Here is a 14,192-nt window from a genome sequence, read left to right as displayed (position 1 = left end):
AGTATCGGGGATCGTCGCCCGAGGACGGACGGGGCGACGCCGCGCCCGGTCAGTAGAACTCGACGGTGTCGACGACGTTGCGCAGCTCGAGCCCGTCGCAGAAGCGGTGCAGGTTCTCGATGAACTGGTCGACGATCCGTGTCTCCTCGCGGTCGTCGAGCGCCGCGGTGTGGGGGCTGATGAGCACGGCGGGGTGGTCCCACAGGGGGCTCGAGGCGGGCAGCGGCTCGGTCGCGAACACGTCGAGGGCGGCGAAGCCGATGCGGCCGTCGTCGAGGGCGGCGAGCAGGGCGTCCTCGTCGACCACGCTGCCGCGGCCGACGTTGACGAGGATCGTGCCGGGGCGCACGCGCTCGAGCACGTCGGCGCCGATCAGGCCGGTCGTGGCGTCGGTGCCGGGCAGGGTGACCACGAGGGCGTCGGCGCGCGCCGCCGCCGCGGCGAGGTCGTCGATCGGGACCAGCTCGTCGACGCCCTCGACGGGCCGGCCCGAGCGCGTGGTGCCGAGCACGTGCGCCCCGAGGGCGTGGAAGCGGCTCGCGCACGCGGCACCGATGCCGCCGAGGCCGACGACGAGCACGGTCATCGCGTCGAGGTGACGCATCTGCCAGCGCTCGGTCCAGTCGTGGTCGCGCTTCTGGCGCTCGAGCCGCGGGAGGTCCTTGGCGCCCGCGAGCACGCCGAAGAGGGCGAATTCCGCGAGCGGCGAGCCGTGCGCGCCCGCGCTCGTGGTGACGACCACGCGCTCGAGCTCCTCGGGCGACAGGCCGGCGCTGCGCAGCTGGGCGCCCCCGCCGGCGGCCATCGTCATCACCCAGCGCAGACGCGGGTTGGCGCGCACCGTGCGGGCCAGGGCCGCGGGGTCGACGTCGGGCAGCGAGAACAGGACGTCGGCGGAGTCGACGAGTTCGTCGTAGGCACGCTGCTCGTCGGACGAGCGCTCATGGGCGGGGTCCCCGGGCCAGTCGGCCGGGAAGCGGCGCGGGTGCACGAGGGCGGAGTCCCGGACGACCTCGGCGCGCGGCTCGGCCTCGGCGATCCGGCGGCAGAGGTGCTCGGGGAGGTCGACGGCGATGACGACGCGGGGGCGGACGGCGGGATGGGCCATGGAAGCTCCTTCGCTCGTGGCCGCGGCGCGGCGGCGATCGGCAACGGGAGCACCCATGCTACGCGACATTCACTCTGTTGAACATTGTTCGACCCATTGCCCGGCGATAGGGTCGCGCCATGAGAACCGACGACGCTTCTTCGCCCGCCGCTCCCCCGTCCGACGCCACGACCGCGCGCGTGGGCGTGATCGGGCTCGGCTCGATGGGCCTGCCCATGGCCGAGCATCTGCTGCGCGCCCGGGGCGGGCTCACGGTCCATTCGCGCACGCGCAAGCAGGAGATCGTCGACGCGGGCGCCCGCTGGGCCGAGACCCCGCGCGAGCTCGCCGCGGCGTGCGACGCCGTGCTCGTCATGCTGCCGGACCTGCCCCAGCTCGAGCCGCTGCCCGAGGGACCCGACGGACTGCTCGCGGGCGCCGAGCGCCTGCTGCTCATGATCGGCTCGACCTCGTCCCCCGTCGCCGTGCGCGCCCTGGCCGAGCGCCTCGACGCCGCGAGTGCGGGACGCGTCCGCGTGGTCGACTGCCCCGTCTCCGGGGGCGACACGGGCGCACGGGCCGGGACGCTGTCGATCATGGCCGGGGGCGAGGCCGACGACGTCGCGCTCGCCGCCGCGCTGCTCGCCCCGTGCGGACGGGTGCGCCACCTCGGGCCGCTCGGCGCCGGCGAGGTGACCAAGGCGTGCAACCAGATGATCGTCGGCGCCACGATGATGGCGATCGCCGACGCCACGGTGCTGGCCGAGCGCTCCGGGATCGCCCCCGCGGACCTGTTCGACGCGATCGAGGGCGGCTACGCCGGCTCGACGCTGCTCAGCGACAAGCGCGGGCGCCTCGAGACCGACGACGTCGCCCCGGGCGGCATCGCGGCCTACATGCTCAAGGACCTCGGCTTCGCACGCGAGGTCGCCGACGCCACACACACCGCAGCGGCCCTGCTCCCCCGCCTGCACGCGATGTACGACGAGCTCGTCGCCGCCGGCCTGGGCGACGACGACCTCGCCGTCGCCAAGCGGTTCGTCGAGGGACGCTGAGCGGCGTTCACGACCACGCCCCTGCCGTACGCCGACGGGCGGGCACCCTGGCCGGGTGCCCGCCCGTCGGCGGTTCAGCGAGGACTCACAGCATGCAGCTGACGCAGCCCTCGACCTCGGTGCCCTCGATCGCCATCTGACGCAGGCGGATGTAGTAGAGCGTCTTGATGCCCTTGCGCCACGCGTAGATCTGCGCCTTGTTGACGTCGCGCGTAGTGGCCGTGTCCGGGAAGAACAGCGTCAGCGACAGGCCCTGGTCCACGTGCTTGGTGGCCTCGGCGTAGGTGTCGATGATCTTCTCGTACCCGATCTCGTACGCGTCCTGGTAGTACTCCAGGTTGTCGTTGTCCATGAAGGGCGCCGGGTAGTAGACGCGCCCGATCTTGCCCTCCTTGCGGATCTCGATCTTGGAGACGATCGGGTGGATCGAGCTCGTCGAATTGTTGATGTAGGAGATCGAGCCCGTCGGCGGCACGGCCTGGAGGTAGGCGTTGTACATGCCGTGCTGCGCGACCTGGTCGCGCAGCACGCGCCAGTCCTCCTGGGTGGGAAGGTGCACCGAGGAGTTCGCGAACAGCTCGCGCACGCGCTCCGTGCGCGGCTCCCACACCTGGTCGACGTACTTGTCGAAGTACTCGCCCGTGCCGTAGGCCGAGTTCTCGAAGTCCGCGAACGTCTCGCCGCGCTCCTTGGCGATCTGCATGGACGCCCGGATGCACTGGTACACGACCGCGTAGAAGTACATGTTCGTGAAGTCCAGGCCCTCGTCCGAGCCATAGAAGATCCGCTCGCGGGCGAGGTAGCCGTGCAGGTTCATCTGCCCCAGGCCGATCGCATGGGACTTGGCGTTGCCGTTGGCGATCGTGGGCACCGACTCGATGTCGGAGGTGTCCGAGACGCTGGTCAGCGCGCGGATCGCCGTCTCGATGGTGCGCGAGAAGTCCGGGCTGTCCATCGCGAGCGCGATGTTGAGCGAGCCCAGGTTGCACGAGATGTCCCGGCCCATCTCCTCGTAGGAGAGGTCGACGTTCATCTCCGACGGCGTCGCGATCTGCAGGATCTCCGAGCACAGGTTGGAGTGGGTGACCTTGCCGGGGATCGGGTTGGCCCGGTTCACCGTGTCCTCGAACATGATGTACGGGTAGCCCGACTCGAACTGGATCTCGGCGAGCACCTGGAAGAACTCGCGCGCCTTGATCTTCTTCTTGGCGATCCGCGGGTCGTCGACCATCTCGCGGTACTTCTCGGTCACGTCGATGTCGGCGAACGGCTTGCCGTACACGCGCTCCACGTCGTACGGGGAGAACAGGTACATCGGCTCGTTGTTCCGCGCGAGCTCGAAGGTGATGTCCGGGATCACGACGCCGAGCGAGAGGGTCTTGATGCGGATCTTCTCGTCGGCGTTCTCGCGCTTGGTGTCGAGGAAGCGCAGGATGTCCGGGTGGTGCGCGTGCAGGTACACGGCGCCGGCACCCTGGCGCGCGCCGAGCTGGTTGGCGTAGCTGAAGGAGTCCTCGAGCAGCTTCATGACGGGGATGACGCCGCTGGACTGGTTCTCGATCTGCTTGATCGGGGCGCCGTACTCGCGCAGGTTGCTCAGCAGCAGGGCGACGCCGCCGCCTCGCTTGGACAGCTGCAGCGCGGAGTTGATGGAGCGCCCGATGGACTCCATGTTGTCCTCGATGCGCAGCAGGAAGCACGAGACGAGCTCGCCGCGCTGGGCCTTGCCCGCGTTGAGGAACGTCGGCGTCGCCGGCTGGAAGCGGCCGTCGAGGATCTCGTCGACGAGGGCGCGGGCCATCTGCTCGTCGCCGCGGCCGAGGGTCAGGGCCACCATCACGACACGGTCCTCGAAGCGCTCGAGGTAGCGCTTCCCGTCGAACGTCTTGAGCGTGTACGACGTGTAGTACTTGAAGGCGCCCAGGAAGGTGGGGAAGCGGAACTTCTTGGCGTAGGCCTGCTCCGAGAGCGACTTCACGAACTCGTGCGAGTACTGCTCGAGCACCTCGGCCTCGTAGTAGCCGTTCTCGACCAGGTACTCGAGCTTCTCGGCGAGCGAGTGGAAGAAGACCGTGTTGGGGTTGACGTGCTGGAGGAAGTACTCGCGGGCGGCGAGATGGTCCTTGTCGAACTGGATCCTGCCGTCCGACCCGTACAGGTTCAGCATCGCGTTCAGGGCGTGGTAGTCCATCGCCTTGGCGTGCTCGTGCGAGGGCATCTCCGTCAGTGTCGCCAAAACTCTTCCAATCCTTCTCTGACCGTCTGCACGTCTCGCGGCGTGCCGAGCAGTTCGAACCTGTACATGTGGGGGACGTGGCACTTGGAGGAGATGATCTCCCCCGCGATGCAGTACGCCGCCCCGAAATTGGTGTTCCCCCCGCTGATCACGCCGCGGATGTGTGCGCGGTTGCGTTCGTCGTTGAGGAACCTGATGACCTGCTTGGGGACCGCCCCGCGGCCGTTCCCGCCGCCGTAGGTGGGGACCACGAGGACGAAGTCCTCGTCCATGACGAGGGGCTCCTCCTTGGGCAGCAGCGGGATCCGGTGGGCCGGGACGCCCACCTTCTCGATGAACCGCTGCGTGTTGCCCGACACGGAGGAGAAGTAGACGAGCGTGCCCACTGCCGATTCCTCCTGGATCGTCGTGTCGGTTCCGCATGAGGACGACGGGCCCCCGGCTCCGGCCCACGACGGGGCACGGGGCGGGAGGCCCGCGGCGGGGCGTCTCAGACGGCGGCGCTGCGGCGCACGGCCGCACCGGCACCCGCGAGCGCCTTGATCTTGTCGGGACGGAAGCCCGACCAGTGGTCGTCGCCCGTGATGACGACGGGGGCCTGCAGGTAGCCCATGCCCTTGATCGTGGCGAGGGCCGCGGCGTCCTCGGTGACATCGACGACGGAGTACGCGAGACCGGCCTTGTTCAGGGCGCGCTTGGTGGCGTCGCACTGGACGCACAGGGGCTTCGAGTACACGGTGATGTCCATGGAGGGGACTGCCTTTCACGCGGGGAACCGGGGCGGGCTGCGCGCCGGATCTGCTCTTGCTGGTCAGGGGGACGAGGGCCGGAAGGGGCGGCGAGCCGGTCCTCTCCCAGGTGGGATCGGGGCCGGCGGGCCGTCCGGAGCTCCGTCGGTGCGCCATCAGGAACACCGTCGACGACACCGCAGCGACCCAGAGTGACACCACAGCGACCCCGTAGGAGTTCCGTGCGCCTCGACCTGATCAACACTACACCTAGTGGCAGACCCTCGGGCGCACCACTAGATGTACTGAATTACACGAGTGTTGTCCACAACGCTTGTGGGCGGGGTGTGGACGGCTGAGGACGGCGGGCGAAGATCCGCGTGGTTGCGCGAGGGACGGGTGGACAACCGTGTGGACAGGGCCCTCGGCGACGCACGGCGCGGTGGATGACGGGTGGTCGAGAGGGCTCGGATCGGGCTTCGAGAGAGGGCGGGACGAGGGTGTCGCTCGGCGTGTCGCGGGGTGGCGGAATGGGTGTCGGGGTGGCGGGGGTGGTGCCTGCACAAACCTGTCTCAGAGAGCCGCAGCCCTCGAGAATCGAAGGGCTGCGGCTCTCTCAGACAGGTCTGTGTCGGAGATCGCGGGGGTGCCGCCGGTCGCGGGGTGTCGTGGGCCGCGGGGTACCGGAGGTCGCGGGGTGTTGTGGTCCACGGGGGTGTCGCCGGTCGTGGGGCGCAGGGGATCGCGGAGTGTCGCCGGTCGCGGGGTGCCGGAGGCCGCGGAGATCTGCGTCGGGCGTCGGCGATCGCGGGCGACCGGGCGCGAGCCTCCGTCAGAGTCCGCTGACGGACCGTGACGGCGAGCGCACGGTCCCCACCGGGGCAGGTGCGCCGCGAGATGCCGGGACGGCCCCGGCACGCTGGCCTCAGGAGCGGGGGTCGTGCTCCGCGCGCCCGGCGCCGGGCTCGGCATCCTCGCTGCGCACGGCCGAGGCCTCCCAGGCATCGGTCTCGGCGATCGCGTCCGCGGGATCGGGCGACTCCACGGGCGCACGCTCAGCGACCGGATCCGGCGCGTCCGTCCGCGTGGAGACAGCAGCTGGCTCAGCGACCGGTTCCGGGGCGTCGGGCGACACGAGGGCAGCCGCAGGCTCAGCGACCGGATTCGGCGCATCGGGCGACGCGGGGGCGGCAGCGGTCTCGTCGACGGCGGCCGGAGCGGGCGATGCCGCGACGGGATCGCCCTCGCCCTCGGTCACAGTGCCGGCGCCGGACGCGCTCACCGTCTCGGTCTCGCCGTCGGCGGCGGACGTCCCGGAGGGCGTCGCGGAGCCGTCCTCGGGCACGAGCACGATCGCGGGCCCGCCGTCATCCGTCAGATCGGCATCACCAGCAGACTCGTCCGTCGCCCCGTCGACCTTGACCTCAGCCTCCGGCTCAGCCTCCGGCTCCGGCTCCGGCTCAGCCTCCGGCTCGAGCGTGCGGCCGTCGCCCTGGACGATCTGCTCGAGCACGTCGCGCAGCTGCGTCACGCGGCGCAGCTCGTCGGCCGAGCCCGCCGCGGGAGCCTCTCCGGAGACCACGAAGGCGTGGAACGCCTCCCACATCGACTCGGCCGCGCCGACGGCGGCCTCGACCGTCTTCTCCTGCACGGCGCCGGAGTCGCGCTCGCGCACGGACAGCGTCGAGCGCCCGTCGGCGTACGAGGGCGCCGGAAGGCTGATCCGCAGGCGACGGCGCGCGGAGAGGATCGTGAGCTCCTCGTGGTACTCGGGGAAGAACGGCAGGTAGTGCCACACGATCCGGACGGGCACCGAGCCCTCGAACCGGCCCAGGAGCTCGACGGAGCCCGGGATCACGCCGTGGGGCCACTGGCGGACCGCCTCGATGGTCTCGAGGGGCCCGTACGCGCGCTCGAGCGCGGCGAGCTGGTGGGCCACGCCCGTGAGCAGACCCTTGACGTACAGGTCGCGGTCGCGCTGGGTCGCACCGGTCCCGGTGCCGGTCTCGACGGCGCCCTGGAGGGCCTCGCGGCGCTGGGTGCGGGCGTCGCTCGGCAGGTCGTACGCCGAGACGGTCACGTGCGCGCGCCCGAACAGGGGCTGGGCCGAGGGCATGCGCACCTCGTGCTCGAGCAGGCGGATGTCGCGGCGCGGCAGGCGCTCGGCGAGCGTCGCGATCGCCTCGTCGTACTGCTGCGGGTAGGCCATCATCACGAGGTGGCGCCCGGTCATGCGCTCGAAGTCGGCGACCTGGGCGATCTCCTCGGCGGAGAAGCCGAGCGGCGGCTCGACGAGCACGGGGACGCCTCGGCGGATCACGGCCAGGACGTCGTCGACGTGCAGGCCGTCGCTCGCGACGACGACCGCGTCCACCTCGATCTCCTTGGCGCGGATGGCGGTGACCAGATCGGCCACGGACTCGTAGCGGCGCTCCTCGGGCACGCCCCACACCTCGGAGGCCTCCTTGCGGCGGCGCGGCGAGATCTCCACGATGCCCGTGAGCGCGAAGCGGTCCCAGCGTCGCCGGATCAGGGGCAGGTGCACGGCCTGGGCCATGGTGCCGACGCCCACGACGGCGATGTTCAGCGGGCTGGGCATACGGGGTGCTCCTCGAGGATCGGTGGGGGTGCGGCGGGTTCGCGGGACCTCAGCGGGTCGGGTCCGGGCGCTGAACCGCCGTGCTGCCGCTGTTGTACCACACGGGGCTTGAGGCCCCGTCCGGGTGGACGAGCACGTGGGTGCCGGGCGGCGCGTCGATCGTGCCGGCGGCGCCGTCCCAGCGGATGCGCACGGTGCCGCGGGCGTGCGGCACGTCGAGATCGAGCCCGACGAGGGGCAGCGCCGGGGTGCGCACGTGCAGCCGGTCGCCGTCGATCGTGAGGCCGCTGACGGCGGACACGAGCTCGGACAGCACGAGCGGCGGCACGTCGTCGCCGTCGCGGTGGGCGTCGAGGACCTGGCGCCCGCTGCCCGACCGCAGGAGGGCGCCGCGCACGGAGCCGGTCGCGTCGAGCGCCTGGACGTCGTCGAGGACGGGCCGCAGGGCCGCGCACGTGACCGCGAGCTCGCTCGCCTCGACGAGGCCGCTCAGGACGGCGAGCGCGGTCGCCGTCGGGGTCGAGGCGGCATCGCCCCGCGCCGCGAGATAGGTCGCGCTGCCGCCGGTCTGGCGGGTGGCGCGCAGGGCGGCGCGGCCGCTGCGGCGCAGGTCCTCGGCGGCCCGCACGTAGCGCCGCAGCTCCTGGTCGGGCGCACCGGCGCGCCGCGCGAGGCGCGTGAAGGCGTCGAGGGCGTCGAGGGCCGCGGCGAGCGTGCTCATGCGCGCGGCGGGCGAGGGGCCGTGCTCGATGCGGCGCAGCAGCCGGGCGGCGATCCCGCCGATGACGGCGCCCGCGCGCCGCGGGGCCGGCGCCAGGGCGGCGTGGTCGGCGACCCAGCCGGGCAGGGCGTAGGTGTGCTCGTCGAGGTCGGCGCGCGGCCCGTCGGGGGCGATCACGTCCACGACCGTGCCGTCGTCGGTCTCGTGGGCGGTGCCCAGGTACGCCTCGAGGGCGCGGGCGGAGCGCCACGTGTCCCCGCCGAGCCAGAGGGCGCAGCGCGCGGTGCGCACGATCTCGGCGAGCACGGGCACGCCGTCCTCGCCGAGGTACCGCTCCTGGCTGCGCGCGCGCAGGGAGGCGATCCCGTCGCCGAGGAACTGGGCCACGCGCTCGTCGGACAGGTCGATCCCGAACGGCCGGGGCAGGATGCCCGCGCGCACGGGCAGGGCGATGCCCTCGATCTCGAGGTCGGGGGCGCCGTGCACGTGCAGCCAGCGGCCCGAGGTCGTCCCATGGGCGTCGAGCACGGCGGCGCGCCCGAAGGTCTCGAGGCTGATGTCGCCGCCGCGGGGCGGCGTGCCGGGCACCGGGCCGCTCCACACCGTGATGGGGCGGCGGGCGCCCTCGGGCAGGGCGAGCACGGGACGGCAGCGCGCGGTCTGGCCGAGGTCCAGGCACTGCACGCCGCCCGGGGCGAGCACGCGGCCCAGCACGGGCACGACCTCCTCCTCGACCAGCTCGGGGGCCTGCACGAGCGGCGGGTGGACGAGCGAGGGATGCCGCCCACGGTCCACGGCGGGCCGCCACCGACGGCGGGCGTCGGTGTGCATGACGCCGAAGCGGGTCCAGCCCAGGGGGTCGGCGTCGTCCGCCGCGGTCTCCGCGTCGGCGCCCTCGTGGACCTCGCGCAGGCGGCGGGCCGGGTCCGCACGTGCCTCGAACGTGATGCCGGCGGGGGTCGCGAGCCACGAGGTGTCCGTGCCGACCACGATCGTGCGCTCGGATCCCGCCCGGGCGCCGACGGGGCGGGCGGTGAGCACGAGCCCGGCGAGCACCGAGCCCGGGGCCCTGCCCGCACCGACCGGGCGGTCCTCGACGTGGCGCAGCCCGAGGGCGAGGTTCTCGGTCCGACGCCCCGATCCGAGCACGCGGTCGGTCACGTCGGCGACGACGGTCCCGGCGCTCGCGGGGCCGAGGAACCGGACCGCGCCGACGCGGTGGCCGTCGACGTAGACCTCGACGTCCCCCGTCGAGGCGGCGACCATGCTGGCCGAGAGCAGCTCGAGGTCGGCGCCGCTGTCGCGATCGGTCAGGGCGGTGCCCAGGTCCACGTCGCGGCGCAGCAGCCAGGCGCCCGGCCGGGCGTCGTCGGTCGCGGAGATCCAGGAGGCCTGCATCCCCAGGGCGTCGATCGCGTCCACCCGGCCATCACCTCCGTCGTCTGCGGGTTCTCGCAGTCGGCAGGCTATCGTGAGCGGGCCGACGAACGGCCCTCGGGAACGCCGGGTCCGTGCCCCGTTCGCCCGAGCTCACCCCGAAGGAGCCCCGCGTTGCCCACGTTCTACACGACCGCCCGCCGCGCGGTCGCCCCCCTGGTCATGGCCCTCTGGAGGCCCCGCGTCTCGGGGCTCGAGAACCTGCCGGAGACGGGCCCGTTCCTCGTGGCCTCCAACCACCTCGCCCTCGTCGACTCCTTCGCGATCCCCGTCGTCGCGCCCCGTCAGGTGCGGTTCATCGCGCGCGCCGACCTGTGGCAGAAGAAGGGGCCGGTCGGCTGGGTCATGCGCCGGTTCTTCACGGTCATCGGCACGGTCCCGGTCGAGCGCGGCACGCTGCGCAGCGCCAAGGGCTCCCTCGACGTGGCCCTCCAGGTGCTGCGCGACGGCGACGGCTTCGGCATCTATCCCGAGGGCACGCGCTCGCGCGACGGGCGCCTGTACAAGGGACGGACCGGTGCGGCGTGGCTCGCCCAGCAGTCCGGGGCCCCTGTGATCCCGGTCGGGCTGCGCGGGACCGAGAAGATCTTCGCGCCCGGCAGGCGCCTTCCCCGGCGGGTCCCGGTGTCGATCGCCTTCGGCGCGCCCGTCGACTTCTCCGACATCGACCCGTCGCTGTCCGACGGCGTGCGCCGTCGCGAGATGACCCGCCGGATCATGGACGCGATCGCGGCGCTCAGCGGGCAGGAGCGGGCCGACTCCCTCAACACCCCGCCGGCCTCGGCACGCGACTGAGCCGCCGGGTGCCCGTGACGCTGGTCCCGGCGGTCCTGCGCTCCCCGGGGCGCGCGCGTACGATGGCGGCGCCTATGTCAGGAGGTCCCGCATGACCGTGGTGGTCGGCTTCATCCCCACCCCCGTCGGCTTCGCCGCGCTCGACGCGTCGCTCGACGAGGCCCGTCGTCGCGGAGGGCCGCTGATCGTGGTCAACGTGGTCCGTGACGGCGACGAGGACGACCCGCGGCACGCGAGCCCCGAGCAGCTCGAGATGGCCCAGGAGCGCCTGCGCAGCGCGCCCGTGCGGGTCGACGTGCGCCAGGTGCGCGCCGAGCTCGGCATCGCCGGTGTCCTGCTCGACATCGCCGAGACCGAGCGTGCCGACCTCCTCGTCATCGGCATCCGCCGCGAGCGCGAGCACACCCGGCAGTTCCTCGGCTTCACGGCCCAGAAGCTGCTCGTCGACGCCGCGTGCGACGTGCTCGTGGTCTGAGGTCCTGCGTCCCGATGACCTACGAGTACCCTGCCCGCGGCCCTCGTGCCGCCGCCGTCCCCGTGCGCGGGGAGCTCCTGCGCCCCCGCTCCGACCGCCGTCCGACCTTCATGCGAGGTCTCGCGATCGGCATCGACATCGGCGGCACGCGCGTCAAGGCGGGCGTGGTCGACGTGTACGGCCAGGTGGTCGAGCGGCTCGACCGCGCCACCCCGACCCACTCCCCCGAGGCCACGGAGGACGCGATCGCCGACATCGTCGGCGAGCTGCGCGGACGCCACCACGTGCGGGCCGTCGGCATCGGCGCCGCCGGCTTCATCGACGAGAACCGCTCGACCGTGCTGTTCGCCCCGCACCTCGCGTGGCGCCGCGAGCCGCTGCGCGCCCGTCTCGTCGAGCGCCTGCGGATGCGGGTCGTGGTCGAGAACGACGCGAACGCGGCGGCCTGGGCGGAGTACCGCTTCGGCGCCGCCCAGGGCGAGGACTCGGTGGTCCTCGTGACCCTCGGCACCGGCATCGGCGGCGGCATCGTCACCCACGGCCTGCTCGAGCGCGGTCGGCACGGCGTGGCCGGCGAGTTCGGGCACATGACCCTCGTGCCCGAAGGGCGCCGCTGCGAGTGCGGCGACCGCGGCTGCTGGGAGCAGTACGCGGGCGGCTCGGCGCTCGCCCGCAGCGCGCGGGAGCTCGCCTCGAGCGGCACTCCCCTGGCCGGCGGGCTGCTCGACGCGGTCGACGGCCGGGCCGACCAGCTCAGCGGCCGTGTCGTCTCGCGCTGCGCGGACGAGGGCGACCCGGCCGCCGAGGGGCTCCTGCGGGAGACCGGCGAGTGGCTCGGGATGGGGCTCGCGAACCTCGCGGCCGCCCTGGACCCCGGCATGCTCGTGGTCGGCGGCGGTGTGAGCGCGGCCGGGGAGCTGCTCATGGAGCCCGCCCGCCGCACCTTCGCGCATTCGCTGACGGGGCGCGGCTACCGGCCCTCGCCGCGCATCGAGGTGGCCGCCCTCGGCAACGACGCGGGGTTCATCGGCGCCGCGGACCTCGCCCGCACGGCGCCGCGGCGCTCCGCGGACGCCCCCGCGCGCCGCCGGGTGCAGGCCGCGCGCGAACGCCGTCGCGCGCTGCGCGCCCGCTGAGCGTCGCGGGCTGCGCGCCCGCTGAGACAGGGCAGGACGCCCGACCCGGCAGAGACGGCAGGCGCCTGACTCCGCTGGAGTCCCTTGCGCGACGGGATGCTCCGCCCGACAGGGCGTCGACTCGGGTTCGTGTCCCGCTGCGGACCGTGCGGGCGCGATGGCGGTCTGCCAGCAGGCTCTCGCCCCCGTCGGCCCGTCGCCCGCGCCCGGCTGGACACGGCGGTGCCCCGGGAGCACAGGCTCCCGGGGCACCGCCGCGGTCACGTCCGGATCCGGCCGCCGCGGGCGACCGGTCGGCGGCTCGTCAGCTGCCGGCGTTCGTGCGGGCCTCGCCGAGCACGGCGTCGGGCTGGCCGTCCTTGGGGTCGCCGCCGGGCACCTGATCGCCCTTCGCGGCGTGGTACGCGGCCTCGATGCGGTCGCCGACCTCCTGGTCGATGTGACGCCAGTAGGCGAAGACGTTCGAGAGGACCGGCTCCTCGACGTCGGGGATCAGCGTCCCGGCGACGGTCTCGACGAGCCGCTCGCGCTCCTCGTCGGAGTACACGTCGCGCACGAGCGTGTGCGCCTGGCCGAAGTCGTCGTCCTCGGCGTGCAGGGTGTACGCGGCGCGGACGAGCGCGCCGTCGGCCTCCCAGCCGTTGTCCACCGGCCCCTGGGCGTCCTGGTAGGCGCGCCCGTACGAGTTGGGGGCGTACACGGGCGCGTTGCCCGTGTGGTGGAACTGCATCTGCCCCTCCTTGTCGTAGGAGTTGGTGGGCGTCAGCGGCGCGTTGACCGGCAGCTGGTTGAAGTTCACGCCGATGCGGTTGCGGTGCGCGTCCGGGTAGGAGAACACGCGGCCCAGCAGCATCTTGTCGGGCGAGACGCCCGTGCCCGGCACCGTGTTGGACGGGCTGAAGGCGGCCTGCTCGATCTGCGCGAAGTGGTTGGACGGGTTCTGGTTGAGGGTGAAGCGCCCGACCTCGTGCAGCGGGTAGTCCTTGTGCGACCACGTCTTGGTGAGGTCGAAGGGGTTGAACCGGTAGGTCTTGGCGTCCTCGTACGGCATGATCTGCACGCTCAGGGTCCAGGACGGGAAGTCGCCCCGCTCGATCGCGTCGAACAGGTCGCGGCGGTGGTAGTCGGCGTCCTCGCCCGCGAGCTTGCCGGCCTCCTCGTTGGTGAGGTTCTCGACGCCCTGGTCGGTGTGGAAGTGGTACTGGACCCAGAACCTCTCCCCCGCCTCGTTGACCCACAGGTAGGTGTGGGAGGAGTAGCCGTTCATGTGGCGCCAGGACTTGGGCAGGCCGCGGTCGCCCATGAGGTAGGCCACCTGGTGGGCACTCTCCGGGGAGAGGCTCCAGAAGTCCCACTGCATGTTGTTGCTGCGCAGGCCGGAGTCGGGCATGCGCTTCTGGGAGTGGATGAAGTCGGGGAACTTCATGGGGTCGCGGACGAAGAAGACCGGCGTATTGTTGCCGACCATGTCGAAGTTCCCGTCCTCGGTGTAGAACTTCAGCGCGAAGCCGCGGACGTCGCGCCAGGTGTCGGGCGAGCCGAGCTCGCCGGCGACCGTGGAGAAGCGCGCGAGCATCGGCGTGGTGGCGCCGGGCTGCAGGAACTTCGCCCTGGTGTACTGGCTGACGTCGTGGGTGACCTCGAACTCGCCGAACGCGCCCGAGCCCTTGGCGTGGGGGCTGCGCTCCGGGACGCGCTCGCGGTCGAAGCGGGCGAGCTTCTCGACGAGGGCGACGTCGTGCAGCATCAGCGGTCCGTCGGGGCCGACGGACAGGGAGTTGGCGTCGGACTCGCGGCGGGCGCCGGACTCGGTGGTCGAGGGCTTGGCCGGGTCGAAGCCCGGGTACTCGTGGTCCTGCTTCTGGGTCATGCTGATTCCTCCTCGGGGCGATGAGCGGAACTCGTGGGTGGACGGGTGGACGG

At 72.7% G+C, this 14,192-nt stretch carries 11 protein-coding genes; 4 read left to right on the top strand and 7 right to left on the bottom strand.

Annotated elements, in window-relative coordinates; all coding sequences use genetic code 11:
- Window positions 1-49: 49 nt before the first annotated feature.
- The gene (locus BRM3_RS06645; protein WP_263595283.1) at window positions 50-1,108 is read right to left on the bottom strand and encodes a D-2-hydroxyacid dehydrogenase; all 1,059 of its coding nucleotides are present in this window, start codon (window positions 1,106-1,108) and stop codon (window positions 50-52) included.
- A gap of 119 nt (window positions 1,109-1,227) precedes the next feature.
- Here BRM3_RS06645 and BRM3_RS06640 point away from each other — a divergent pair, with 119 nt between their 5' ends.
- A complete protein-coding gene (locus BRM3_RS06640; protein WP_263595282.1) occupies window positions 1,228-2,142 on the top strand; it encodes an NAD(P)-dependent oxidoreductase in 915 nt (304 codons plus the stop codon).
- Between the two features lie 85 nt (window positions 2,143-2,227).
- On the opposite strand, the gene nrdE is transcribed toward BRM3_RS06640, so the two are convergent.
- The 5 genes from nrdE to BRM3_RS06615 all read right to left on the bottom strand — a co-directional run bounded on the left by nrdE (window position 2,228) and on the right by BRM3_RS06615 (window position 9,848).
- Entirely contained in the window at window positions 2,228-4,360 is a 2,133-nt protein-coding gene (nrdE, locus tag BRM3_RS06635) for a class 1b ribonucleoside-diphosphate reductase subunit alpha (RefSeq protein ID WP_263595281.1), read from the bottom strand.
- 5 nt (window positions 4,361-4,365) lie between these two features.
- Window positions 4,366-4,764: a class Ib ribonucleoside-diphosphate reductase assembly flavoprotein NrdI gene (gene nrdI, locus BRM3_RS06630; protein ID WP_263595280.1), complete on the bottom strand. Its 399-nt coding sequence runs from the start codon at window positions 4,762-4,764 to the stop codon at window positions 4,366-4,368.
- Between the two features lie 104 nt (window positions 4,765-4,868).
- A complete protein-coding gene (nrdH, locus tag BRM3_RS06625; protein WP_263595279.1) occupies window positions 4,869-5,126 on the bottom strand; it encodes a glutaredoxin-like protein NrdH in 258 nt (85 codons plus the stop codon).
- A 905-nt stretch (window positions 5,127-6,031) separates the two neighbouring features.
- On the bottom strand, window positions 6,032-7,705 hold the full coding sequence (locus tag BRM3_RS06620; protein ID WP_263595278.1) for a Gfo/Idh/MocA family oxidoreductase: 1,674 nt from the start codon (window positions 7,703-7,705) through the stop codon (window positions 6,032-6,034).
- A 49-nt stretch (window positions 7,706-7,754) separates the two neighbouring features.
- The gene (locus BRM3_RS06615) at window positions 7,755-9,848 is read right to left on the bottom strand and encodes a thioesterase domain-containing protein (protein WP_263595277.1); all 2,094 of its coding nucleotides are present in this window, start codon (window positions 9,846-9,848) and stop codon (window positions 7,755-7,757) included.
- Window positions 9,849-9,977: 129 nt separating this feature from the next.
- Here BRM3_RS06615 and BRM3_RS06610 point away from each other — a divergent pair, with 129 nt between their 5' ends.
- The 3 genes from BRM3_RS06610 (at window position 9,978) to BRM3_RS06600 (ending at window position 12,269) form a co-directional block, all read left to right on the top strand.
- Window positions 9,978-10,658: a lysophospholipid acyltransferase family protein gene (locus BRM3_RS06610; protein WP_263595276.1), complete on the top strand. Its 681-nt coding sequence runs from the start codon at window positions 9,978-9,980 to the stop codon at window positions 10,656-10,658.
- 91 nt (window positions 10,659-10,749) lie between these two features.
- Window positions 10,750-11,133: a universal stress protein gene (locus tag BRM3_RS06605; RefSeq protein ID WP_263595275.1), complete on the top strand. Its 384-nt coding sequence runs from the start codon at window positions 10,750-10,752 to the stop codon at window positions 11,131-11,133.
- Between the two features lie 14 nt (window positions 11,134-11,147).
- Window positions 11,148-12,269: an ROK family glucokinase gene (locus BRM3_RS06600; protein WP_318152448.1), complete on the top strand. Its 1,122-nt coding sequence runs from the start codon at window positions 11,148-11,150 to the stop codon at window positions 12,267-12,269.
- Window positions 12,270-12,573: 304 nt separating this feature from the next.
- Here BRM3_RS06600 and BRM3_RS06595 read toward each other — a convergent pair whose 3' ends face one another.
- On the bottom strand, window positions 12,574-14,139 hold the full coding sequence (locus BRM3_RS06595; RefSeq protein ID WP_263595274.1) for a catalase: 1,566 nt from the start codon (window positions 14,137-14,139) through the stop codon (window positions 12,574-12,576).
- Between the last annotated feature and the right edge of the window lie 53 nt (window positions 14,140-14,192).

This window comes from Brachybacterium huguangmaarense, assembly GCF_025725725.1.
GTDB classification, from domain to species: domain Bacteria; phylum Actinomycetota; class Actinomycetes; order Actinomycetales; family Dermabacteraceae; genus Brachybacterium; species Brachybacterium huguangmaarense.
This window is presented reverse-complemented; position numbering and strand designations above follow the sequence as displayed.

Bases quoted from the DNA above. Each gene is read 5' to 3' on its own strand.
- BRM3_RS06645 (WP_263595283.1), bottom strand. From the start codon at position 1,108: ATGGCCCATCCCGCCGTCCGCCCCCGCGTCGTCATCGCCGTCGACCTC.
- BRM3_RS06640 (WP_263595282.1), top strand. From the start codon at position 1,228: ATGAGAACCGACGACGCTTCTTCGCCCGCCGCTCCCCCGTCCGACGCC.
- nrdE (WP_263595281.1), bottom strand. From the start codon at position 4,360: ATGCCCTCGCACGAGCACGCCAAGGCGATGGACTACCACGCCCTGAAC.
- nrdH (WP_263595279.1), bottom strand. From the start codon at position 5,126: ATGGACATCACCGTGTACTCGAAGCCCCTGTGCGTCCAGTGCGACGCC.
- BRM3_RS06620 (WP_263595278.1), bottom strand. From the start codon at position 7,705: ATGCCCAGCCCGCTGAACATCGCCGTCGTGGGCGTCGGCACCATGGCC.
- BRM3_RS06605 (WP_263595275.1), top strand. From the start codon at position 10,750: ATGACCGTGGTGGTCGGCTTCATCCCCACCCCCGTCGGCTTCGCCGCG.
- BRM3_RS06600 (WP_318152448.1), top strand. From the start codon at position 11,148: ATGACCTACGAGTACCCTGCCCGCGGCCCTCGTGCCGCCGCCGTCCCC.
- BRM3_RS06595 (WP_263595274.1), bottom strand. From the start codon at position 14,139: ATGACCCAGAAGCAGGACCACGAGTACCCGGGCTTCGACCCGGCCAAG.